Origin of the sequence: Marivirga atlantica, assembly GCF_016734805.1 — a bacterium.
Lineage (GTDB): Bacteria > Bacteroidota > Bacteroidia > Cytophagales > Cyclobacteriaceae > Marivirga > Marivirga atlantica.
Genome location: NZ_JAERQG010000003.1, coordinates 394,531 through 418,157 on the forward strand (window position 1 = coordinate 394,531; position 23,627 = coordinate 418,157).

The 23,627-nt window shown below is 36.2% G+C and carries 26 protein-coding genes; 16 read left to right on the forward strand and 10 right to left on the reverse strand.

The annotated features are described in order from the left end of the window. Positions 1–77: 77 nt before the first annotated feature. The 7 genes from JKP34_RS13460 to JKP34_RS13490 all read left to right on the forward strand — a co-directional run bounded on the left by JKP34_RS13460 (position 78) and on the right by JKP34_RS13490 (position 5,633). Complete coding sequence (locus JKP34_RS13460) at positions 78–503, forward strand: nuclear transport factor 2 family protein (RefSeq protein WP_201922440.1); 426 nt, start codon at positions 78–80, stop codon at positions 501–503. Positions 504–723: 220 nt separating this feature from the next. Further along, positions 724–1,791, forward strand: a complete 1,068-nt coding sequence (locus JKP34_RS13465) for a helix-turn-helix domain-containing protein (protein WP_236665001.1) — start codon at positions 724–726, stop codon at positions 1,789–1,791. 163 nt (positions 1,792–1,954) lie between these two features. Then, on the forward strand, positions 1,955–2,938 hold the full coding sequence (locus JKP34_RS13470) for an alpha/beta fold hydrolase (RefSeq protein ID WP_201922444.1): 984 nt from the start codon (positions 1,955–1,957) through the stop codon (positions 2,936–2,938). A 4-nt stretch (positions 2,939–2,942) separates the two neighbouring features. Continuing rightward, entirely contained in the window at positions 2,943–3,617 is a 675-nt protein-coding gene (locus tag JKP34_RS13475) for a hypothetical protein (protein WP_201922447.1), read from the forward strand. A gap of 175 nt (positions 3,618–3,792) precedes the next feature. Beyond that, positions 3,793–4,164 (forward strand): hypothetical protein, encoded by a 372-nt coding sequence (locus tag JKP34_RS13480; protein ID WP_201922451.1) that lies wholly within the window; start codon positions 3,793–3,795, stop codon positions 4,162–4,164. Between the two features lie 228 nt (positions 4,165–4,392). Then, the gene (locus JKP34_RS13485; protein WP_201922455.1) at positions 4,393–4,923 is read left to right on the forward strand and encodes a DUF421 domain-containing protein; all 531 of its coding nucleotides are present in this window, start codon (positions 4,393–4,395) and stop codon (positions 4,921–4,923) included. 284 nt (positions 4,924–5,207) lie between these two features. After that, positions 5,208–5,633 (forward strand): Fur family transcriptional regulator, encoded by a 426-nt coding sequence (locus JKP34_RS13490; RefSeq protein ID WP_201922459.1) that lies wholly within the window; start codon positions 5,208–5,210, stop codon positions 5,631–5,633. 53 nt (positions 5,634–5,686) lie between these two features. On the opposite strand, the gene JKP34_RS13495 is transcribed toward JKP34_RS13490, so the two are convergent. Both JKP34_RS13495 and JKP34_RS13500 read right to left on the reverse strand, forming a co-directional pair. Then, positions 5,687–6,283, reverse strand: a complete 597-nt coding sequence (locus JKP34_RS13495) for a hypothetical protein (protein ID WP_201922462.1) — start codon at positions 6,281–6,283, stop codon at positions 5,687–5,689. Positions 6,284–6,343: 60 nt separating this feature from the next. After that, positions 6,344–8,749 (reverse strand): TonB-dependent receptor, encoded by a 2,406-nt coding sequence (locus JKP34_RS13500; RefSeq protein WP_201922464.1) that lies wholly within the window; start codon positions 8,747–8,749, stop codon positions 6,344–6,346. Between the two features lie 195 nt (positions 8,750–8,944). On the opposite strand from JKP34_RS13500, the gene JKP34_RS13505 reads away from it, so the two are divergent. The 3 genes from JKP34_RS13505 (at position 8,945) to JKP34_RS13515 (ending at position 12,541) form a co-directional block, all read left to right on the forward strand. Beyond that, positions 8,945–9,670 carry a flavodoxin family protein gene (locus JKP34_RS13505; RefSeq protein WP_236665002.1) on the forward strand — a complete coding sequence of 242 codons (726 nt, stop codon included), beginning with the start codon at positions 8,945–8,947 and terminating at the stop codon, positions 9,668–9,670. Between the two features lie 89 nt (positions 9,671–9,759). Beyond that, positions 9,760–12,108, forward strand: a complete 2,349-nt coding sequence (locus tag JKP34_RS13510) for a PAS domain-containing sensor histidine kinase (RefSeq protein WP_201922467.1) — start codon at positions 9,760–9,762, stop codon at positions 12,106–12,108. A 4-nt stretch (positions 12,109–12,112) separates the two neighbouring features. Then, positions 12,113–12,541, forward strand: coding sequence for an SRPBCC family protein (locus JKP34_RS13515; RefSeq protein ID WP_201922469.1), 429 nt, complete (start codon positions 12,113–12,115; stop codon positions 12,539–12,541). Positions 12,542–12,593: 52 nt separating this feature from the next. Here JKP34_RS13515 and JKP34_RS13520 read toward each other — a convergent pair whose 3' ends face one another. From JKP34_RS13520 to JKP34_RS13530, 3 genes are all read right to left on the reverse strand, one after another. Continuing rightward, entirely contained in the window at positions 12,594–12,992 is a 399-nt protein-coding gene (locus JKP34_RS13520) for a DUF1573 domain-containing protein (RefSeq protein ID WP_201922471.1), read from the reverse strand. Between the two features lie 67 nt (positions 12,993–13,059). Next, positions 13,060–14,463 (reverse strand): ATP-dependent DNA helicase, encoded by a 1,404-nt coding sequence (locus JKP34_RS13525; protein WP_201922475.1) that lies wholly within the window; start codon positions 14,461–14,463, stop codon positions 13,060–13,062. Beyond that, positions 14,456–14,920, reverse strand: coding sequence for a PaaI family thioesterase (locus JKP34_RS13530; protein WP_201922478.1), 465 nt, complete (start codon positions 14,918–14,920; stop codon positions 14,456–14,458). The genes JKP34_RS13525 and JKP34_RS13530 overlap by 8 nt, the downstream gene beginning before the upstream one ends. A 48-nt stretch (positions 14,921–14,968) precedes the next feature. Between JKP34_RS13530 and JKP34_RS13535 the strand changes: the two genes are divergently transcribed. From JKP34_RS13535 to coaD, 4 genes are read left to right on the forward strand one after another with little or no spacing between them, the layout of a single operon-like run. Next, on the forward strand, positions 14,969–15,475 hold the full coding sequence (locus JKP34_RS13535) for an NUDIX domain-containing protein (RefSeq protein WP_201922481.1): 507 nt from the start codon (positions 14,969–14,971) through the stop codon (positions 15,473–15,475). A gap of 38 nt (positions 15,476–15,513) precedes the next feature. Then, positions 15,514–16,086, forward strand: a complete 573-nt coding sequence (locus JKP34_RS13540) for a hypothetical protein (RefSeq protein ID WP_201922482.1) — start codon at positions 15,514–15,516, stop codon at positions 16,084–16,086. A 4-nt stretch (positions 16,087–16,090) separates the two neighbouring features. Next, the gene (locus JKP34_RS13545) at positions 16,091–16,978 is read left to right on the forward strand and encodes a DUF3822 family protein (protein WP_201922484.1); all 888 of its coding nucleotides are present in this window, start codon (positions 16,091–16,093) and stop codon (positions 16,976–16,978) included. Between the two features lie 2 nt (positions 16,979–16,980). Then, positions 16,981–17,439: a pantetheine-phosphate adenylyltransferase gene (gene coaD / locus JKP34_RS13550; protein ID WP_201922486.1), complete on the forward strand. Its 459-nt coding sequence runs from the start codon at positions 16,981–16,983 to the stop codon at positions 17,437–17,439. Between the two features lie 45 nt (positions 17,440–17,484). Here coaD and JKP34_RS13555 read toward each other — a convergent pair whose 3' ends face one another. Continuing rightward, the gene (locus JKP34_RS13555; RefSeq protein ID WP_201922488.1) at positions 17,485–18,876 is read right to left on the reverse strand and encodes a hypothetical protein; all 1,392 of its coding nucleotides are present in this window, start codon (positions 18,874–18,876) and stop codon (positions 17,485–17,487) included. Positions 18,877–18,925: 49 nt separating this feature from the next. Next, positions 18,926–19,825: a site-specific tyrosine recombinase XerD gene (gene xerD / locus JKP34_RS13560; RefSeq protein ID WP_201922490.1), complete on the reverse strand. Its 900-nt coding sequence runs from the start codon at positions 19,823–19,825 to the stop codon at positions 18,926–18,928. Between the two features lie 20 nt (positions 19,826–19,845). Here xerD and aroQ point away from each other — a divergent pair, with 20 nt between their 5' ends. Further along, positions 19,846–20,271 carry a type II 3-dehydroquinate dehydratase gene (aroQ, locus tag JKP34_RS13565; RefSeq protein ID WP_201922492.1) on the forward strand — a complete coding sequence of 142 codons (426 nt, stop codon included), beginning with the start codon at positions 19,846–19,848 and terminating at the stop codon, positions 20,269–20,271. On the opposite strand, the gene JKP34_RS13570 is transcribed toward aroQ, so the two are convergent. From JKP34_RS13570 to JKP34_RS13580, 3 genes are read right to left on the reverse strand one after another with little or no spacing between them, the layout of a single operon-like run. Then, positions 20,268–21,305 (reverse strand): vWA domain-containing protein, encoded by a 1,038-nt coding sequence (locus tag JKP34_RS13570; protein WP_201922493.1) that lies wholly within the window; start codon positions 21,303–21,305, stop codon positions 20,268–20,270. The genes aroQ and JKP34_RS13570 overlap by 4 nt on opposite strands. Then, positions 21,292–22,176, reverse strand: coding sequence for a hypothetical protein (locus tag JKP34_RS13575; RefSeq protein WP_201922495.1), 885 nt, complete (start codon positions 22,174–22,176; stop codon positions 21,292–21,294). Before JKP34_RS13575 ends, JKP34_RS13570 begins: the two co-directional genes overlap by 14 nt. Before the next feature lies 1 nt (position 22,177). Beyond that, a complete protein-coding gene (locus JKP34_RS13580) occupies positions 22,178–23,056 on the reverse strand; it encodes a DUF58 domain-containing protein (RefSeq protein ID WP_201922497.1) in 879 nt (292 codons plus the stop codon). Between the two features lie 201 nt (positions 23,057–23,257). On the opposite strand from JKP34_RS13580, the gene JKP34_RS13585 reads away from it, so the two are divergent. Continuing rightward, the gene (locus tag JKP34_RS13585) at positions 23,258–23,626 is read left to right on the forward strand and encodes a DUF4296 domain-containing protein (protein WP_201922500.1); all 369 of its coding nucleotides are present in this window, start codon (positions 23,258–23,260) and stop codon (positions 23,624–23,626) included. Position 23,627 lies beyond the last annotated feature (1 nt).

A 23,627-nucleotide genomic window follows, 5' to 3' on the forward strand; every position in this document is an offset into this window, starting at 1 on the left:
CAAATCAGACCACCCTAAAATCAGGATTCACCCTCACAAATTGAGTATTAATTAATCAAAATTTAAAAACAAAAAAAATGAACAAAATAATCTTAATGAGCATATTTGCTCTTTTTACCGCTGTAAGCTGCTACGCTCAAAATTCTGACGAGAAAGCTATCAAACAAACAATTATAGGATTCTCGAAAGCAGGAGACGTCAACGATGCCGATAAATTAGCCACCTATTTAGATGACAGTTATCGTATTGTTATGAATAGATTGTTTGGAAGTAAGGAAGTCGCTATAATGCCTAAGGATGTTTATCTTGAAAAAATCAAAACGAAGGAGTATGGCGGAGATAGCAGAAAGGTTGATATTGAATCCATCACGCTAAATGGTACTTCCGCAAGTGCAAAGGTTTCATTTATAGGAATCAAAATGACCTTTGTATCTATCCTGACACTCATAAAAGACGGAGACAATCAATGGAAAATTGTGAGTGATGTACCAATCATAAAATAGTGCCTGTGCACAACATCATATAAAAGCAATAGCGGTTTGGGTGCAAACTCAAACCGTTTTTGCTTTAATTTAAGTATCTTGCTTTGCGAAAAGTAATTGCATAAAATCCGCTACTGCTATTATACGTTACCGTTGGGCGTCACTTAAAAAAGGACACTGCAAATAAATGATATACTTAATCGGGATAACCATAACATTCTTTTTGTCATTTATTTTGTTAATGAAAAAGGGAAAAAGCGGTGCAGACAGAATACTTTTCGCATGGCTTTGTGTGATTTTGGTGCAATTGATTTTATTTTCGATTATTTCCTCAAATAAATACTTGGAGTTCCCATACTTATTGGGATTTGAAATACCAATACCCCTGTTGCATGGGCCTTTCCTTTTTATTTATACCTTGGTACTCACCTCAAGGCAGTTTTCCAGACCAAAAATGTTTCTTCATTTTCTACCCTTTTCAATTGGTTTAATTGCCACAATTCCTTTTTTAATACTAAGCCCTAAAGAGAAAATCCTTGTTTACCAAAATGAAGGTGAAGGATTTGAAACCATATCAATTATTATTTTTATTGGAATCATCCTGTCTGGCATTGCCTACACCATTTTATCACTACGAGTTTTAGTTAACCATAAAAAACTGATCAAAGACAATTTTTCCTCCATTGAAAAAATAAACCTGCAATGGCTTTTTAGATTAGTACTCGGCTTATCATGTATATGGGTCTTGGCTTTCTTTGCTGATGATGAAATTATTTTTTCATCTGTAGTCTTGTTTGTGGCTTTTATCGGGTATTATGGAATTAAGCAAGTGGGCATTTTTACTAATCAACAGGTTTTGGAACTTACTCCCGCCATTGAATACAAAGAACTTGTTGAGCCATCCGTTGCTGAGGCTGAAGTTTCCAAGTATGACAATTCAGCACTTTCGGATAGCCAACTCAAAGCCATTCATGGTGAGCTGGTACAATTGATGAAGCAAAAGAAATTGTTCCTTACACCTGAGCTGACTTTGAAAATGGTTGCCGAAGCACTTGAAATACATCCAAACACTCTTTCTCAAGTCATCAATACGGTAGAACAAAAAAACTTCTTCGACTATGTCAACACATTGAGAATTGAAGAATTTAAAGAACACATTGCCATCCCAGACAATCAAAAATACACACTCCTATCGCTTGCTTACGAATGTGGGTTTAATTCAAAAACATCTTTCAATAGAAATTTCAAGAACCTCACCGGCAAATCTCCCTCCGAGTACCTAAAAGAGAATAAAGCAAGGATCGATTAACCAGTTCATCTCCCACCCCAGATGGTTCAACTTCATAAGTGATAGATTATCAGCTGCATAACAATTAAGACAACCCACCTTAAAATTGGTTCCACTTTTCATTTTGGGGCGATTGACAAACTGCATACGCTGACTTTTGCATCGAGCCTTAAAACTTGAAAGTATGAACATAAAAATTCTGGCAGGCATTGGATTGACATTTATTCTATTGTCCTGCGAAAAAGAACTGGACATTCATGAACCAGGAAACTTAGTGCCAAAAACCGTGATAGAAGACCTCAGTTTACCTTCCATATCAGTAAATGGAACAACCCTACATGCTGAAACCTATGGAAACCCAGATAGCTCACTTGTTATTTTTCTACATGGAGGCCCTGGTTCAGATTACCAAAACGGACTGAACGTAAAGCAATTGGCAGATGACGGCTATCAAGTAGTATTCTATGACCAGCGTGGTACAGGCTTGTCACAAAGGCATGATAAAAACAACTATTCTATCCAACTCTACTTGGACGACCTCACTGCGGTAATTGAACATTACAGGTCATCTCCCGCTCAAAAGGTCTTTCTCTTTGGTCATTCATGGGGCGCAATGCTCACGGCAGCTTACATCAATGCGTACCCTGACAGAATTGATGGGGCTATATTCGCTGAAGCGGGTGGGTTCAACAAACAACTCCTTGATGAGTATGGGGAAGCAAGCCGAAAGCTGAACCTCTTTTCGGAAATCACAAATGATGTCCTGTTTTACGACCAGTTTCTGACCGGACGTGAAAATGAACACGAAATACTGGATTACAAGTTGGCTATAGCTTCAAGTTTTTCCTATGCAGAAGGCAATGACGAAGGTATTGAAGGGCCTTCAGCTTTTTGGAGGAATGGAGCGACAGTCCTGCAAGCCTTTATGGACATTGCCGAAAATGAAGGTTTCGATTTTACCACCAACTTAAATCAATATCAAACCAAAGTCCTCTTTCTATATGGAGAAAACAACAAATCCTATAGATTGAGATTTGCCGAAAAAGAAGCGGCATTTTTTCCGAAATCAGAAATTATTCAAATAGAGGATACCGGGCATGAAATGATTTATTTCAAATGGAATTCGGTCTATCCTGTGGTTCTTGATTATTTAAACTCACTAAACTAAAAACATGAAGGGAATTAAAACTTGGATATTCTTAATAATGTCATTTTGTATTTACCAAAAAGGAAATTCACAAACGGTGAATTGGAATGCGCTGGAAGATTCAAAACATATCATCGCTGCAGGTATTGGTTGGGATTACAGTGTTTCTTATAGTTTGGGTTACGCCTACCAACTCAAAACTAAAGTACCCATAGTCCTGACTGGCAATTTTTCAATTCCTTCCGGTGAAAAGCTGTTGGATGACTTCAAAACCAAAATCGGAGGACAGGTTGTGCTCCTGAATAAATCCAATATGAAAGGAAGTATTGCTTTGAATGGGATCTATCGAAGGTATGAAAATCCATTAGTACGATTGCAAAACTTTGGCAGTGAGTTAAGGGGTACATTGGGCTATTACAAACCGAAATGGTTTGTGGCAGGTGAAGTGGGTTTTGATAAAGCCATTGTCACGTATTTTAAACATTCCGAAACCTTCAAAGAAATAATCTTTACAGACGTAAAAGACGGTTGGTATGAACCTTCTACAGGAGGAAATTTCCTGTATGGCATTCAAACCGGCTACTCCTTCAACAAATCGGATATCACACTCAATATTGGTATGGTAACAACTCAGGACTTCAAAACCACTCCTTTAATACCCTATTATCTTATGTTAGGCTACAACTTCATAATCAACTGATATTTTGAATAAAAAAGGCAAACGCATAACATTATATAAGAGCAATAGCGGTTTAGGTGCAAACCTGAACCGTTTTTCCTTTTAAATAAGTATCTTGCAATCCAAAAGGTAGTCGCCTTAATATCTCCTACTGCCCTTATTCTTGACCGTTGTGACTAATTAACTTTTCGAAGCTATGGCATCTCCACTCAGACAAATTCAAGACATTCAAGTACAAGCTGAAAGACTGATTTCCAATAAAGCAAATCTTGATCAAATAGCAGAATTCTCTAAATACAGTGATGAGATCAAGTTTTATCTCATGGAAAATATTGATGACGAAGAGATATTGTCATATGTAAGAGACATTCCAACATTTGAAATTGAAGAATCCGAACTCAAGAAAACTGCGGAGGGAATTTTTGCAGGAATTCTATCCATTGCTTCTTATGGTCTAGCTGGATATTTTAGAAATCAAAGAGCCAGAGATAAAGCCTTAGACGTAGTTCGTGACATAAGAAGTAAATATGCTTCGATAGAATTCATGTGTAGAAACTATTTTGAATAAACTAATCAGAACATACAATATAGCGCATAACCTTTCTTAGTTACCCCGGAAGTACCTGCGAAACATCTCATTTATCTACCACCAAGAATCTGAAGTGTTCTTCTACCATTCTCACTCTTTACCTGAAACTTTGATCACATCGGCAGATAAGCTACATTTATTAGAATCAATTAGGCCTAGAGGCTACTATGCCGCACTAAGTGTTATTCACAAGCCAAAAAAATCACTATGGAATGGATTTATGATATGACGGACCCTCTTTGGGAAACAGCTGCAGCAAGTTTTATAATCTTCATTGTCATCATTGTGGCAACCAGAATTATAGGGCTCAGGTCATTTGCAAAATTCACCGCTTATGACTTTGCCTTTACCGTAGCTATTGGCAGTATAATATCATCCACGCTAACCTCAAGCACAAGTGTTGTCCACGGTGCTGTTGCCATAGTAAGCCTTCTTTTGTTAACATTCATATTTTCATTTCTTCAAAGAGCTTTTAAAAAACTGAGTTCACTAATATCGAATAAGCCCTTGTTACTAATGGATGGTGGCGAAATATTACACGAAAACTTAAAATATGCCAGAATAGAAAAAACCCAATTAATTGCGAAGCTGAGGGAAGCCAACGTAATTGATTATAGCCAGGTGAAAGCTGTTGTTTTAGAAGCTACTGGTGATATCTCAGTGCTACACAGCTCTGATGAAGCCGTAGAACTGAACCAGGAATTATTGGAAGGAGTTAGAAAAAATATCGATAATTGATTGGTTAAACATAGTCTAGAATTCTATTTGCTCACCACCTTGTACACCTTTACTGCTGAAACGCAGTAATTCATGCTGCCGCTTTTCTACGTTTGGGTGTGGTTTAAATAAAGATCACATAGTTAAAGCTTATAAATGATAAGGACTCCGCTACCATCTCTGCAAACAATACTGGTAACAATCGATTATGAAAAAAGGCCTGAAAATCTTATTTTTGTTTTGATAAAAGGAATGATTTAAGTACTAATTAAGTTATTGCTTTGTTGCTTACAAAAGCCCAATTTATGAATACAGACAAGCTTGTAGGAGACTTATTACACGCCCATGGACTCAGGAAAACTCAAATAAGAGTAGAAATTATCCAGCAGTTTATGGAGAGCGATTTCGGACTAAGGGCTAGTGAAATCATCAATAGTTTAAAGGCCAATCATGACAGGGTTACGGTGTACAGGGCCCTTAATTCTTTTGAAGAAAATGGCATCATTCATAAAGCTTCGGAAGATGCCAATGGTGTAAAATATGCACTTTGTGGCAATGAATGCTCAAGTGATCATCATGAAGATACGCATGCCCATTTCGTTTGTGATGAATGTCAAAATACTTTTTGCCTCGATGATGTTAAAATTCCACAACCTAAAGTGTCTGATGAACTCACTGTTAATCAGGTCACCTTTACCATCAATGGCATCTGCAAAGAATGTAAGGCATAAAAAAAGCCGGTGATTAGCCGGCTAGTTGAACTTTAACCAAAACAATTACTATATTAATTTACTGTAATATCCCAGCTGATATTTAAATCTGTACTCCCATCAACTGATGATGAATTTTCACTTTTAATATCAGGTTGGTGCTTTAATACTACTCTAAAAGTACCGTTTCCACTTGCGGCAGTTGTCCACTCAGTTAGTAAACCTGTAGGCTGATTGTTTGCATCCGAATCCAGATAATTTAAGGCATCACCTCTAGCATCTGCACCTATATTACCATCACCTGCAGGATCTGTAAAAAGCCCCTCAGTAAAACCAAAAAAGAACATGTGCTCTTCATCTTCAGCAGCTACTTCTTCAGAAATAGATTCCTCTTCAATACTGTTATATAGGTCAATTTCCAATTCATAAGTTGTGTTGGCTGCTAGCGCGATAGTATTAGCTACTTCTAAACCGCCAGGACCAGAACCATCTGCATCTTCTGCAAAACCTACAACTGCTGCTCCTCCACCTTCAGGAGTAAATGTTAAAGTAACATCGGTAATAACCTCTTCCTCATTTTCTGCTTCAGGCGTTTCAGTATCTTCACAACTCATTAGACTTAATGAACTAACAAATAATGCTGATAAGAATAAGTAATTGAATTTCTTCATGCTGTAATTAATTAATGTTTGAATTACAATGATAGTAATAACGCAACAATGTTGCAAGTACTAGAATTTATATTTTACTGAAAGGCTAAGATTAATTCCTGTTTCATCAGCAAAATACCGCATACGGTTGGTATAACTTCGGTAAGCAGTATTTAAAAGGTTGTCCACTTTTGCCATAAAAGAGAAATTCTTGTAATCAGCAGCTGCATTTAATGACATGAGCAGGTAATCATCCGGAGCTGGTAAATAATCAAAATTACTATCATCTTCCGCAAATAAGTTGACATCTGCCTCTTGAGCAGCTAATATCTCTTTTACTGTGATTACCCTTGGTGCATTAAACTGTTCAGCATAGTAGTTAGCTTGTAAGCCCAGCTCAATGCCTGATAAGCCTGCCCAATTCGGAATGGTATAATTAATGCCATAACCAAGATGAGCTGGCGGTATGTCTACAAATAAATCATCATTAGTGATGTCTTTTGCCCAAACGTAATTGGCTCTTATTACGGAACTAAACTGTTTTGAATGTTGAATTTTTGAGCTGATGTCCGCTCCCGCAAATAGTGCATCTGTCTGTTGATAAATAAATAAAGGAAAAGCTCCTCTCACCGTATTAACAATCCCTCCGGGCTTTGAATAAATATAATTCTGAATGTAATTCACGTATGCGGTAAGCTCTGCACTGAACCTGTCATTTTTTAATTCGTAGCCTGAAACAATCTTAAAAGCCTGTTCAATACCCACGTATCTCTCCTCATTAGACAAGACAGCATCGTCAAAATTATTGTCACTATCTCGAACATATCTCCACAGACCATACTCTATCACAGACTGATGCTTTCCTGATCGATAAAAATCAGAGACGTTTGCCGGCCTCCAAGCATTTCCTACATTCACTCTAAATATCCTGCCTTTTTGGATCTGCTTTTTTATGCCTGCCGTAGCAGAAAAACTGCTATAGTTTAATTCATTAAAATACAAATCGTTGGAATTGTCTCTACCTATTATGTCAGAGTAGAAATAATCGAACCTACCTCCTATTTCCAGTTCAGTAGATGGAGTCAACTCAGTGCTCTCTATTAAATATGCACCAAACTCATAACTCGTATAGTTCGGTACAAACTGAATTGTATTGGTACCAAAAATATTCCTATTGTTTCTGTAAATACTCTGGAAACCTGCACTACCTAAAAAATTAAATATTTCAGGATGCTTCCAATCGAGATTAAGAGTTTGGCTGGTAAGTGATAAGTCAATTGACGGCACTTCGTTGTTAGTTCCTCTCCTTACATCATATTCCTTCCTGTTATTTTGCTGATAAGCATATTGCAATTCAACTTTCTGATCTTCCCCATGCCAGGTACCATGCAGCTTGGCCATGTTATGAGATATAACCTGACGTGGGTTATTTATTTCGTACGAGAATGGTTTTGTTTCAGGCGGAACTTCACTTTCCATTGCATTTGCCAAATCTTCCAAATTACCGTTTACTGAAGCCTTCAAAATGCCTAATTCCTGCTCAAAGTGAGAAAGGTATAAGTTCAAGTCAAAAGCTTTTCTATGATAACGAGCGGCCAGAGATGCGCTAAGTTCTTCCTTTCCTGTGTTTGTTAACTGATAATTTGGAGCCGTCAAATCACCTTGTTTTAGGTAAGAAGCCTGCCCTGTAAAGGCAAAATTCTTATAGCCTTTTTCGAGTTTAGCTTCTGTATTGAAGGCTCGGCCATTAGTGCTAAAATCTGTTCCTACTTTCCCATTCCAATCCTGTAAAAGTTCTGGCTGATCCGCATCAATTAACAGAACCCCTCCGAGTGCACCTGCACCATAGCGTACAGTTGAGGCTCCTTTAATCACTTTAATCTGATCATAAAGAGAAGGGTCTATTTCTGGTGCGTGGTCTGCTCCCCAATTCTGATATTGGTGTTGCACTCCATTGTTAATGATAAGTATTCTACTACTGTGCAAACCATGAATTACAGGCTTCACCACATTCTGCCCAGTTTGTAAAACTGTGACACCAGAAATATTCTTAACCACATCACCAAAACTCCTTGAACTCTCTCTTTCGTATTCCTTGGCACTTAGCTTACCCACAGCACTTGTTGAGAGATCACCGGTAGTTCTTTCCGCCTCCACTACTACACTCTCAAGTGTCACCTCATTTGGAGCCATATAAATGGTGGGTAATTCATGGTGAACATCATGATGGTGAACCAGTTTTTTATAACCTACATGAGAGAATATTAGGTCGAATTCTTCTTCACAGAGTCCTTTCAATATAAATTTCCCATTTTCATCACTTACCACGCCTTTAGAGGTGCCTTGAACTTGCACTGTGCTGAAAGGAAGTGGTTCATCAGTTGAAAGATTATAAATGGTACCAGAAATTACTCTGTCACAATTATCATTTTGCGCACTAACACCAAAAGGAAAAAGTAATAAAATTAGTAATATCTGTTTGAGCATAAGAACACAAAGTAAACGGACTAAATCAATAATAGCAACAATGTTGCATTAAAGAATTATCTAGTAAACTTGTTATTTTTCTGATCTAATACAAGCTGAACAGTTACAAGTGGATATCGGTTAATAATACTTCACCAATAAATTCAAATTTTTATTGGCTCAAATACATTTCATACCAACTAACTAATACGTTCTATGGATTTCAGTAACATTAAAGCTGTCTTTGTAAACTGTACGCTCAAAAAATCTCCACAAAAAAGTCATACAGCTGAGTTGTTTAAGCTAAGTAAACACATTATGGAGAAGGAAAATGTACACGTTGATGAAATCAGATTAATTGACCATGATGTAGCCTCTGGGATTTATCCTGATATGACTGAGCACGGATGGGACAAGGACGAATGGCCTGAGCTGTTTGAAAAAATTATAGCTGCCGATATACTGATCATCGGAACGCCCATCTGGCTGGGAGAAAAATCTTCCGAAGCGCAGAAGTTGATTGAAAGGTTATATTCCATGAGTGGTAAAACCAATGATAAAGGGCAATACATTTATTATGGAAAAGTAGGCGGATGTATCATTACAGGTAATGAAGACGGTGTTAAACACTGCGCTATGGGAATTTTGTATTCGTTACAGCATGTGGGCTACTCTATTCCTCCGCAAGCTGATAGCGGCTGGATTGGAGAGGTTGGCCCCGGACCAAGCTATGGAGATGAAGAATGGGCAGGAGAAAAATTAAATGCTCCGGCAGGTTTTCAGTCCGACTTCACCAATAAAAATACCACTTTTATGACTTACAACCTTTTACACCTGGCTTACACGCTTAAAAATCAGGGAGGTTACCCAGCTTATGGAAACTCTAATAAAGATTGGCAAAATGGCAATAAATGGGGATTCGAAAATCCTGAATACAGATAGCCAGCTGCCGTATCCTTTTTCATCAAATACTACCTTATTTAATTGAAAGTGATTAAATTGATTAACAGTAGTATGTTTGATAATATTTAATGACCAGACGGGGAACAGTCAAATCAGAACAAGCACTTGAACAGCCAAGTGACGATATGCAGGAGCAACATAGGTTTTTCCAAACTATAATCAACAATGTTCCCGGTGCTGTAGTGCGTTTTAAACTTTCAAATGATGGTAACCACAAATTCATCTATGTTTCAGAACAAGCTGAAAACTTTTGGGGCGTAAAAACTGATGCAGTTCTACGTGATTGGAAGATTTTATGGAACCAGGTACACGATGCTGATAAGAAAGGCTTTGAAGCCTCCCTAAGAGCTTCGGCTGCTGAGGAGTCTACCTGGGCATATGAATGGCGTATTACTACATCCAAAAATAAGTTTAAATGGCTTAAAGGAAAAGGTACACCTACCAAATATAAAGACTCAACGGTTTGGGACACCATCATTCTAGATATTACTGACAGAAAGCTAAAAGAAGTTGACCTCATACACCGCACTGAAATACTTGAACGTACAGAAGAGATTGCCAACATAGGCAGTTGGGAATATATAGCTGAATCAGGGCAACTATACTGGTCTAATGAAATATATAAAATATTCAAACAGCAATTTACGGGCGAACCAATTCCTTATGAAAAGCTAGCTAGTAACATCACGAAAGAAACCTATGCTATTCTCAAAGAGAATAGAGACCAGGCATTAAAAAATGGTGGTCCGTACTCAGCAGAAGTAAAACACATTGAAAATGGTACTACCACATACTGCCAAATATCCGGTTATGTGGTATTAGATAGCAATGGTCACCTTCAAAAACATTACGGTTCCATCCAGGACATTTCTGAGCGTAAGAAAATAGAAAATGATCTGAAGGCGAGTCGTGCGATGTTTCAGAATATTACGGATAACATTCCTGGCTTAGTCATTAGGTATATACAAGATCAATTTGGTGAGGAAGAAATTTTATTCGTAAGTGAAGGCATGACTCGCCTTTTTGAGATTCCAAAAAACACTACCAAAACCGATCTGAAAGAATGCAGAGATAGAATTCATCCTGATGATTATGAATTTTACAAAAGCTCCATGCTTGAAGCCAGCAATAAACTCAAATACTGGGATGAAGAATTCAGGCTATTAATGCCAGACGGTAGAATTAAATGGATACAGGGAAGAGGTCAACCACAACAGCTACCCAATAACAAAATACTGTGGGATGTAATTATTCTGGATATCACTGAACAGAAGAAAGCTTCCGAAAATATTAGGTCATTAAAAGATCAATTAGACCTTGCCATAAAAACGGCCAATTTAGGTGTTTGGCGAGTTGACCTACTTAACGATGACATGCTCTGGAATGATGAGGTACTTAAGATTTATGGAATCAGTAGAGAGACCTTTAATAAAGATAAACGCAACTGGAAAACTCAAGTTCATCCGGAAGATTATCCGGCAGTAAGAAATGCGACTCATAGAGCCGCCCAGGGAGAAAACACAATACGTGTAACATTCCGCGTGCTTCAACCTAATGGTAATACAAGGCATGTGATTGCATCTGCTTCTCCTTATTACGAAAATGGTAAAGTTGCAGGTATTATAGGCATTAACCTCGATGTTACGGACTTTAAAGAAATTGAAGAAGACTTAAGAAAGGCAAAAGAGTTAGCAGAACATAATGAACAGCAAGTAATAGCCAAGAATAGAGAACTTGAAAAGGCCAATCAAGAGCTCGACAATTTTGTCTATCGCGTATCGCATGATTTAAGGTCACCAATCACATCGGCAATCGGACTTTCACAGATCAGTCTTAAATCAAATAATATAGATGAGATTCATCAGTATGATGAACTGCGTATTGCCACTCTTCAAAAGCTGGATAGCTTTATAAGAGAAATACTCAACTACTCTAGAAATAGCCGACTTCCAATTGAAGTTGAGCCTATTGATTTTCAAGAGTTAACCGATAAAATTCTGCTGGAACATCAGGGAACCATTCAACAAAAGCAGATAGAGTTAATCATAGAAATCAATGAACATGAAGGCTTCAAAGGAGATAAAATGAGAGTTAGTACGATTATGGATAATCTACTATCGAACGCCTTTAAATTTATTAACCCTTTTGCAAAAAACCATAAAGTACGCGTGCACATTGATACCTCACAAAAAGGAGCGCATATTATTGTGAGAGATAATGGAATTGGTATTAAAAAAGAAAGACAGGCAAGAATTTACGAAATGTTCTATAGGGGTACAGACACCCATAATGGTACAGGTATAGGCCTATACATTTTAAAGGAGTGTCTCGAAAAAGTAAATGGACAAATTCAGCTTGAAAGTGCTGAAGGTAAGGGTACTAAGTTTGATTTAACCATCCCGTCATTTAACAATTAACATTATGTGTTATACTATTTACTTTGACTTACTAATTAACACCACTAAATCAGCACTTTATGATGCTGTCTCTCTACCTGAAGAGCTTGTTAAATGGTGGCCAAAGAACTGCAAGGGGAAAAGAGCTGAAGGTGAAGTTTATAACTACTTCTTTGGAGAACCTTATGATTGGTATGCTAAAGTAGAAAGTTTAACTCCCAACAAGTATATTGCTTTCAAAATTACTGAAGCTGATGATGATTGGAACCTAACGACATTCAGCTACGAAATAATAGAACAGCCAAATCAATTAAAGCTTAGGTTCCAACATGCAAACTGGCCAGAAAATAATGACCATTTCAGATTTAGTGCTTTTTGCTGGGCGCAATTATTAAATGGTCTAAAAAAATATTTGGAGAAAGGTGAAGAAATACCTTTTAGAGAAAGGAGTTAATAAAAAAGCCTTCTCATTGAGAAGGCTTTGTAATATCAATTCGTCAAAACTCTTAAGAGTCTGAAGGAAGTACGTTAGTTTTGATAGATATTTTTCTATCCTCACCAATGTTTGATTTAATAGTTACCACTTTGTTGATGGCACCCATTTTTCCCCGGCTATTAAATTTTACTTTAATCTGGCTTGATTCACCTGGAGCGATAGGCTCACCTCTCTTATACTCAGAAGCTGTACAACCACAAGTTGTTGTTGCATTTGAGATAATTAACGGCTGATTTCCCGTGTTTTCAAAAGTGAAAATATGCTCAACAACATCTCCTTGCTTAATGTCTCCGAAATCAAAAGTTGTTTCATTGAAAGTGATTTCCGGACCATCATTCTTTTCAGCAGTTTGTGCATATGAAGCGGTAACGCCAATAAATAGTAAAAATAAGAATGCTAACTTTTTCATAATTATTTATTTGTTTGTTTTTTGTCTGGACTCGTGAATTTACGAAAATCGAGCCAAAATAGTTCCTCTAAAAGAATCTATTATTAAAATTTACTAAAAAGAGTTCATCAGTAGCTCTTGTTACAGCCGTGTACAACCAGCGCACGTATTCTTTATCAATCATTTCTTCAGTTAAATAACCCTGATCAACAAAAACTGCGTTCCACTGCCCGCCTTGTGACTTATGGCAGGTAAGTGCGTATGCGAACTTAACCTGCAAAGCATTTAAGTAAGGATCTTTCCTGATAGCCTCCTTTTGCTCCTTCATAGTTGCTAAATCCATATAATCTTCTGCAACTTGCTCGTATAACTTCCTGTAATCTTCAGATGATAGAGAAGGTGTTTCTCCATGTAAGGTGTCTAAAATTACCTTTACTTGTAGATTGGGATGATCGTCATAATCACTCAGCCTCACCTCTAAATCAGCAAAACGGAAGCCATATAAATCCTCAAAGTTGACTACCTTCAGTACCTCCATAAAATCGCCATTTGCCAAAAAACCACCCGGAGTATCTTCCGTTTGAAAAACGTAGTTGTTTCGCACGATCATAAGCATATCTCCAGCCTCAAGCTCACTATCCATGAAATGAATCTGCCTTCTGATATATTCGTTATACTGAACGGCCATTCTATTCGAACGGCAAATGATGATACTATTTTCTATTCCGTATTTATCATAAGCATAACGAAGACCATCTTCCAATCGCTCACCCGTCATCCTGAATATATCTTTAAACGACTTAGTGTTGAACTTAATTTGGAATTCTTTATGTCCCAAAGTATCTCTTAAGCTAGTAGCATTGGTTAAAATACCTGACCCTTCTACTTGCCGCATAACCTCAGTTAGCTCTGTTTCTATAACTTCACAGCGATACAAACTTTTCAGAAATGAAGCATCAAGTGCAGGACTTTGAAGTTGACCTATTGGAGGAAGCTGAGCATTATCACCTACAAAGAGAATTTTATTTCCTTCATTCTGAAATACATAATTATAAACATCAGTAAGTAAACCTGACCTATTACTGCCAGCCTCATTAGTCAACATACTGGCTTCATCTATAATGAAAACCGTTTTGTGGTGATAGTTTTTTTGAAGTTTGAAGGCGAAATTTCCACTTCCTTCATCCGCAGTTTGCTTGTATATTTTCTTATGAATGGTGAAGGCTAATCTTTTAGCATAATTACTCATCACCTTTGCAGACCGTCCTGTAGGTGCTATTAAAACATACTTATAGTTAAAGAGAGGTAATAACTTTACCAGCGCACTAATTATAGTAGTTTTACCGGTACCGGCATACCCCTTAAGTAACATGGTAGGCTTCTCCTCATCCTTTAGTTCAAAAAACACATCAAGTGCGTTGAAGAAACCTAACTGGCTTTGTGTAGGCTCAAATGGAAATTTCGATCTTATGATAGCGGATGCCTTAGGCATTCACATTCATTTTATGATTCACATCAGAAGGATTGATAACTGCCATAGTGGTTGTGGCTTTTGCGATTAAATGGCGTTCATCACCTTTTACAGACCATACCTCTGCTTCACAGAAGTTGACCTTTCTCCCAGGTTTTATCACATAACCAATTGCATGCAGCTTATCTCCCATACCTGCCTTAAAATAGGAAATCTTTATTTCTGCAGTTACTACATGGCAGTCCATCGGTACAAGCGTATAAGCAGCGAAACCTGCAACAATATCAGCCACCGTAGCTGTAACTCCTCCGTGTACCAGGCCCTTCTGTTGCTTATGTATTTCTTTAATATCCAGCCAACCTTCAGTTCTACCTTCTTCAATTATATTTAAGTTAAAGCCAATATGCTTCATAAATTCCTGTCTTTCCAGAAATTTCTCTATTCTTTCTTTATAATCAGTTGTACCAGTATTGTTCATTATATTGCTTATCTTTCTATCTAATTCAATGCAAATATAAACATATCCATGTCGCTCAAAGCAAAGAGTTCAGTTAATGATAAATTTGGAGGCAATGTTAGAGTACGAGTTGTTGGTATATTAATAGAGAACAATAAAATTCTGTTACTAAAACATATGGGAGTAGGGTCTGATGATTACTTATGGTCACCACCCGGAGGAGGTCTAGAGTTTGGTACAGATGCAAAAATGAATTTAGTAAGAGAGTTTAAAGAAGAAACTCATCTAAAAGTAAAAGTAAAAGAACTGCTATTTATTAATGAGTTTATGGATAACCACATACATGCTATTGAACTTTTTTATGAAGTAGAGAAAATTGGTGGTATATTAAAATTAGGAAATGACCCAGAAATGGGTAACGAACAAATTTTAACTGATTTAGCATTTTTCGGTGAAAAAGAATTACAAAATGAACATAAAAGTAGGTTGCACAATATGTTTCATGCAATAAATAAACCTCTAGAGGTTTTAAATCTTAAAGGATATTTTAAATTTGTGATTAATTCAATAAAATAGCAGCTTAATAAAATCAGAATAGACTTAATAAAGATACAATGAGCAAAACAAAGATTTTTTCGATCGTATTTTTCCTTGCCGCGGTAGTTATCGCTTACTTTTTTGTTAGAAGTATTTCAGATGACATCCAAAGAGAAAAGAAAATTAAAAGGGAAGAAGCAAGAGTGATTGAAAAATTAAAGCTAATCCGCTCTGGGTTAATTGCTTACCAAAGAGCAAACGGTCAATACACTAGCGACTGGGATAAATTAATTAACTTTATTGATTCAGGAAGTTTCTACATAACTGAGCGTTCAGAAACTATTATACCTAGAGATTATGGTGGTGATAGCGTTATTATCAACGTTGATACTTTGGGTACTGTAGGTGTTTATGATTCGTTATATGCTGACTTACCTAACTTCCAGTTAAAGAACTTACCATATAAACCTGGAACACAAACCAAATTCAACATTTTTGCTGACAAAATTGTTAAAGGATCAGTTAAGGTAGATGTATTTGAAGTGAGCGATCCTAATCCTATTAACCCTAAGCGTAGAGAAGATGATAATGAGGATGCACTTAGAGTAGGATCTAAAACTGAAGTAACAACAGCCGGAAACTGGGAGTAATATTTTGACAGCAGTAAAAGAAAAGACTTTCAAGCAAGTAAAATCCGTTAAGGACGATAAGTTTACGATTGACAAGATTGAGCGCTATTGCTTAATCATACAAATTGGAGATCGGGATTTACAGGTATGTATAATTGATACCAAACAAAACAGAACTCTTTTACTGGAAGATTACATCTTAAATGCTACGGATTCTGAAGAAGAAAAGTCAGAGCAACTACAATCTTTGTTTGAAACTCACCACCTATTAATGGTAGGTTTCTGGAAAGAGGTACTAATATGCTTTAAAAGTGAAAAGTTTGCCTTAGTACCTCTTTCTTATTTCTCTAAAGAAAATGCACGAGCACTTCTTAAAATGAATTGCTCAGTAGAAAAAACAGATTCAGTAGGTTACTATAAGGTTAACAGTAATGATTCTGTTAACATTTTCACTTATAATCGATCAGTGCTTAAATGGCTCAGATCAGTTTATGTGAATAGCAAAATTAAAGTGACACACCAAAGTGGTATGCTTGTAAATAGCTTACTTAAAAATGAGCCTTATCTTGAGGGTGCAACAGTAAGCATTTATATTGATAGGTTCTATATGCATATTGGTGTTACTGAAGCCGATAAGCTTTTATTCTTTAACAGTTTCGTCATTCATAAATTTGAGGAGTACAGTAAGTACATAGCCCTTGTTCTCAATGAATTTAAATTAGATAAGAATAATTGCAATTTGAAGGTTTGGGGACATATCAAACATAACTCCAGCCATTTCAAGGCACTCAAAAACAAATTCCCTAGTCTTTCAATAGGCAATAGAACTACCCGACTAAACTTCGGATACAAATTTGATGAAATTCCTGAGCATCAGTATTTTGATGTTTATGGAAATTATTTTAATCTCTAATCATGTCAGAGCGCACAGCTATTTTTCCAGGTTCATTTGATCCATTTACAAGAGGTCATCATGATATTGTTATGCGTGGGCTTAAGCTTTTTGATAAAATAGTGATCGCTATTGGTTATAATTCTAAAAAGCATAACCGTTATTTTGATATTGACCTAATGGTTGAAAAACTTGAAGAAACTTTCAAAGACGAACCAAGGGTATCTGTTTTAGTTTACAACAAGCTTACTTCTGAATTAGCAAGAGAGCTTGACGCAGGCTTCTTACTAAGAGGTTTACGTAATACCACAGACTTTGAATATGAAAATAGCATAGCACAAGTAAATCATTACCTGAATGATGGCTTAGAATCAGTATTCTTAATTACTGCGCCACAGCATGCAGCCATCAGTTCTACCATTATAAGAGAAGTTCATCGATTCAATGGCGATGTAGATGAATTTTTACCTTATAAGTTGTAGTATTAAGGCAGCTTTATAGAAATAGAACTGCCTTAACAATAATTATCATTCCTTTTCGAAAACCAATAATACATCATCCGTTGTGTCAGACTCAGGATCAACATGAGCTTGTGTACTTAGAACTAATTTGAGGTTACTAACAAAATAAAGCTCCATCTTATTATCAACATCACAATTTCCATTGTAAAAGTCTCCCAGCCCTAAGTATTGACCTATACGGCTTTTACTGTTATAATACTTCCAGCAAAACTGTTCATCAGACGGTAGACAATCTCTTTTAGACATTCCGTGATAAGTTAGATTTTGCCCACTGAAAGTCATGGATTCCTTCTGTATGCAATCGTTAAGTTCTGTACCGATAAGGTGTTTATTTAAAGTACCATCATTATTAATATCCATTGCATACCTTGCTTGTAAATCAACCAGCTTCCAATTTCCCGCAAAAAAACTTTTATAATCAAAAGTATCAAGCTGCCTAATCGTATAATTCTGATAGTTATTAGCAAACTCTTTGTATATGTCTTTCATGGCTACATTTTCTTGAGTAATAGCCTTTATATGCTCTAAGTAGCCATTAAAATCATTGATTGTTAATTTTGCCAAGGCCAAATTGGAATGAATAGCCGAAATGAATTCTGCCTCATCTTTAAATTGCTGCTTCTTAATATAGTCCTGCAAAGCTTCTGACTTGGCAATAAAATCTTTGACTTGAATTTTCTTCTTTTCAGTTAATTGACCATCAATAGTTCCATCCCAAACATCTTTAGACATGGTTTTAACCATATCCTGATATTCATCATAAATATCTTCCTTCTCCTTTATATAGAACAGATAACCTGTGTAATACTTATCAAAGTGTCTTCTGAATTTATTCAGATAATTTCGATATACTCCGAACAAAAAAGCATCGAAAGAAGGCTCAACATTCCGTTCACCATAATAGCCCTTTAGCGCATCGGGAGAAGTTACCTGCTTACTTTTAAAAATAACAGTATCACTTTCATACTCCATTTTATAAAGAAACTTTTTTTCAGGAGACAACTGCATAACATAAACAGTCACTTTCGGAATCACTAAATCCCGTTTCACATAATACCTTTTATCTGCACCCTCACCAGATATTTTTATTTCATCAAATATTTTTTTGTACCTGTCACTCTTTAATTGAAACTCTAAATCGGCAACTCCACCTTCTACCACAGCACTCAAACCAGGAATATCCAATTTCTCATTATTAAGTCTTTTTTCAACATCCCTGTTTGCTGCAACATCACCTGTTAAGGTTACTTTATAAGACTTATAAATATCAGGAATTGCTAATTCTGCCGGGGCTTTATAATCGAAGCCTATTATTTTATCTTTAAGCTTTTGTGCTGTTAAAGAATGACACACCAGGCCAATGATTAATATCAGGAAAGTTGATCTCTTAAAATTCATGCTAATGGTTTTAAACGAACTTTAAAAGTATATTTTTATTGGATAAAAACTATCCTCTTGGATGAAAATCTTTTAAAGTTTGGCTTAAGAAATCCCTATCCAGATGTGTATAAATTTCTGTGGTAGTAATTGACTCATGGCCAAGCATTTCCTGAACGGCTCTTAAATCTGCCCCACCTTCAATCAAATGGGTTGCGAAAGAATGTCTAAATGTATGAGGGCTTACTTTCTTCTTAATACCGGCAAGCGCCACCTGCTTTTTTACCATGGTAAAAACTGATATTCTGCTGAGGCCAGCACCAAACCTGTTAAGAAATACGATATCTCTACTTTCAGGCTTCACATCCACATGTACCCGAACCTCATTTAAATAAATTTTCAAGAATTTTTGAGCACTTCGTCCTATAGGCACAAGTCTTTCCTTGCTTCCCTTACCTATCACTCTTAAGAAGCCTATATCAAAATAGGTGTTAGATATTCTTAAATTGATCAGCTCTGACACTCTTAATCCAGAGCTATAGAGTACTTCCAGCATACACCTGTCTCTAGTTCCGTTAGATTCACTTAAATCAACCGCATTAAGTACTTGTTCTATTTCTGGGAAGCTGAGTGTATCCGGTAGCTTACGACCTAATTTAGGGGCTTCTAGTTGTTCTGCCGGATTTTCACTTATCAAATCTTCAAACGTTAAATATTTAAAGAATGCTTTTAAGCCTGAAATAATACGAGCTTGTGTATAATCAGCCATTCCCAACTCATTAATGTATTCAATAAAGTTGTGTAAATCGGAGATATTTACCTTAAGCGGATCATCTTTAGGATTGGAGATATCCAAAAACTGTTTTAGCTTTAAAACATCGTGGCAATAGGCAGCAACTGTATTCTCAGAAAGAGATCTTTCAAGATGCATATAATTTTCAAACTCTTGTAGAAATGTTTGCCAGGCCATAAACGAAATTAATTTATCTTATGAGAATAATCATTATTAATGGACCTAATTTAAACAGGCTTGGTAAGCGTGAGCCGAGTATTTATGGTCATCAATCTTTTGATGATTATTTCGCTGATCTTAAGGATAAATACCAACAACTAGAACTGCATTATTTTCAATCGAACATTGAAGGAGAATTAGTAGATCAGTTACACAGCGCTGATGAAAAATTTGATGGCATCATTCTAAATGCAGCAGCCTATACGCATACTTCAGTAGCCATACATGATGCTATTGCTTCAATAAGTAAGCCTGTATTGGAAGTACATATTTCTAACATTTATAAGCGTGAAGAATTTAGACACAAAAGCTTAATTACCTCGCAGTGTGTTGGCATGATAAGCGGCTTAGGCTTAACAGGCTATCAACTCGGGCTTGAATATTTCCTGAATTCAAAATACTAATCAACCAATATATTACTTATAAAAGTTGACTTTGAGAATAGCCAAAGCAATAGGAATACAAGTGCCCATTTTAAATAAACATCATAGTAATCTTTAGTATCCTTATACCTCGTTTCTTTTATTTCAGCTTTCTCATATTGATCAATAATGTCAAAAACATTTTGTAGGGCTTCATTATCCGTAGCTCGATAAAATTCCCCCTCTCCTATTTCAGCAATCTGCTTTAAACCACTTACATCCATGCTATTTTCAATGTAGCGTGTTCTGCCGAAAAAATCTTTACCATAAGGCACTTTACCTTCCTTACCAACTGCAATGGTATAAATCTTAATATCATATGCATTAGCTAATTTGGCAGCCGTTTCCGGATCTATATTTCCGGCATTGTTATCACCATCACTCAGCAAAATCAATACTTTCGACTTAGTTTCAGACTCCCTCATCCTATTTGTGCCTACAGCCAAAGCACTACCGATGGCTGTTCCTGAACTTTCAATCATTTTAAAATCGATGTCGTTGATATAGCTTTTAAGCAAATCGTAGTCTGTTGTTAATGGGGAGAGTGAATAGGCTTCTCCACTAAAAATTACCAGTCCTATCCTATCCTGGAAACGTCCTTCAATAAAGTTCTTAGCTACATTCTTTGCTGCCTCCAATCTATTAGGGGTAAAATCCTGGATCTTCATCGATTCTGAAATATCCATTACCAGCATAATGTCAATCCCTTCAGTCCACTGCTCTACACGCTCATTTGTTTGTTGAGGACGCGCAAATGCCAATAGCATAAGCGTTAAACTAATAAGTAAAACAATGAAAGGAATAAACCTGATAACGCTTACATAGGCATCACCCAGTTTAACTTTGCTGGTTGCCACAGGTATTTTAGGGCTAAAACGGCTTTTGATCCATTCGAATAGTAAATAAACGATTGGAAGAGCTGCCATGATATAAAACACCCATTGATGTTCATACTCAAAACCTTGTAAAACTTCCGGCTTAAACCAATGAAAACTGAACCAATTATCGCTTTGCATGATCCTCCAATTCTTTTACTATGTTATCGAAAATGGTTGTTGCATAATTTCTAAGATATTCAAAACTGCTAACCAATTCTTCCTTTCCTCTTGATGAATAAATTGACCTATCAATTTTTTGAAGATTTACATACAGATCATCTTCATTCATCATGAAGTTAATTTCTTTTGTGGTAAGCTTAGAGAAGGGTTTCCTACTTAAAAATTCAGCATGTTTTTTCCACTGCACTAACTTTTTCTCAATTGATGATTTTTCGCTTAAATCATTAAAATCTTTGAAGCTCTCCAGAAAAAGCGAATGCTTTTTCTTTAATCGATAGATTTTCCATCTCAGCATTATTCTCTTTCCAAAGAAAATAATAACTGCTAAAACGACTACCGCTAATACAATCAATCCTATTATTAAATAAGGGTAATTAAACTCTTTTTCCACAGCCACATAGTTGGCATTAGCTTTGGCATTCAGGGAATCGCTCACAACCGGAATCATCTCAGCAAAAACTATGGAATCAGCATTACTCAATACAGAAATGCTATCCTCTCCTTTAATTACAAAAATTGGCAGCTTTAAACTCTGGTATTGATCCAATTCAAAACTAGCTAAGGTATAAATTACACTATCCTTGCTAGTGGTGCTATCAGTTTCTGTAGTAAAGAATTTTTTACTCCTAAATTCAAAAGGATAATAATTGAAGCTTGAATCAGGAAATAGTAAGGTTAAGCTGCTAGGGTATCTTACCGATAATGAAAATTGAACCGGTTCAGCTAAAGCCATGGTATCCTGAACAAAAAAGGCCTTGGGCTGAATTTGTTGAGCATACGCGAAAATGCTTGAATAAATAAAAATTAAGCAGAATAAAACTCTTTTCATATTAGGCTTTCTTTGTGCTTAAGTTTCTGATAGTAAATAATTTGATCAGCTTAGGGATAAAATCTTCTTGTGTATCTACCAATACATAATCGGCCTGATTACGTTTACAGATATCACGAAGTTCTTCGGAGTTATTCCTGTTTTTCTGTTGAAATTTTTTCTTAAATGCTGAGCTAGAGGTGTTCACCCATTTAATCTTTCCTGTTTCTTTATCTTCAATAGGAACAATCCCTAAAGTGGGTAGATTAGTTTCCATTTTATCCTTTACATGAATCACTATTAAATCATGTCTTCTTGCCAATGCCTTTAAATGGTGTTCATAGCCCTCATCAACGAAGTCACTAATTAAGAATATTACACTTCGCCTTTTAATGATTCCAAGAATATAGCTAAAAGCTTTTTCAAGATTGGTTTTAGTTGAATTGGTCTTTAAATCAAACAGTCGGCTAATGGCATAATAACCATGGTTCTGACCTTTCCCTTGCTTAATATAAAGCTCACGCTCATCACTGAAAGCGATAAGTCCAACCTGACTTCCTTCCTTTAAAGCAGATAATGTTAATACTCCGGCAATCTCTTTAGTGATATCCATCTTTTGTTTGCCAGTAGCCCCAATATTCTGTGAAGCACTTACATCAACCAAAAAATAAACACTTTGCTCTTTGTCCTCTTTGAAGGTTTTCACAAAAGTTCCATGCCCTTTTGCGGATACATTCCAATCAATGGTTCTCACATCATCACCATATTGATAAGGCCTTACATCATCAAACTCTAAGCCTGAACCTTTAAATACAGAATGGAAATCACCCTGCATCTGGTTGTTCACTGCTTTTCTAATCTTTATCTCGTATTTCCTAAGCTTTTTAAAGAGCTCTCTCATAAATTTCTACCATTTACCAAACTTCTTAAGACAAGTGAACGAAAGCACCTGCCAAAATTGTTTTTAACAATTGTCTGAAATAGCTTTGGCAACAAATTTGAAGATAATAATGTGCAATTTTAGAAATAAATGCCCAAAATAGTAAATAATGTATTTAACTCATTGGCGTATTTATAGTTGCCTTATTCAAACAACAACATAATGCATAAAACCCTACTTTTTGTCTTTACAATATTAATAATTGTTTCCTGCTCTAAAAAGGAATCTGTGCCGAACGGTATTATACCGCCTGAAAAAATGGCACAAATAATAGCTGAAATATATAATGCTGAATATAAGGTGAGTCATGTGGGTTTAAAGCATGATTCCACCAAGGTTGTATTTCGACATTACGAGCTAAAAATATTTGAGGATTTTAATGTAAGCGACTCCATCTATAAAAAGAGCTTTGCCTATTATCTGGAGAATCCTAATGAGCTTGAATCAGTTTACGATATAGTAATTGACAGTTTGAGTTTACAAGAGCAAGTAAGAGAAGCTGAGAACAGAAAAAAGAAAGATCGTAACTAAC